Genomic DNA, 296 nt, shown 5'->3' with positions numbered 1-296 from the left:
ATATTAATAATCTTACCGGATTTTTGTTTAGCCATCGCCCGAGCAGCCGCAATTGACATATAATAAACAGCATTTAAATTAATGTTGATCACTTGCTGCCAATCTTCATCTTTTGACTCCAGTAAAGGATTCCGTCGGATCATGCCTGCATTGTTAATTAAAATATCAAGATGTCCGAACTTTTTGATTACTTCGGCAACTACTTTTTCAGGAACGCCTTTTTTAGTCAAATCAACATCCATAAATTCAACTTTACGTCCCCGTTTTTCGATCATCGCTCGAGTTTCATCCCATTC

The 296-nt window shown here is 37.2% G+C and carries 1 protein-coding gene; it reads right to left on the bottom strand.

Features of this window, described 5'->3' with window-relative positions; translation table 11 throughout:
• Nucleotides 1–296: SDR family NAD(P)-dependent oxidoreductase (locus tag FC89_RS04140; protein ID WP_157060652.1), on the bottom strand; the 296-nt coding region annotated here is incomplete at both ends.

The organism is Liquorilactobacillus ghanensis DSM 18630 (genome assembly GCF_001435235.1).
GTDB lineage: Bacteria > Bacillota > Bacilli > Lactobacillales > Lactobacillaceae > Liquorilactobacillus > Liquorilactobacillus ghanensis.
The sequence above is the reverse complement of the archived record's forward strand: the minus strand, read 5'-3'. Positions and strand labels throughout refer to the sequence as shown.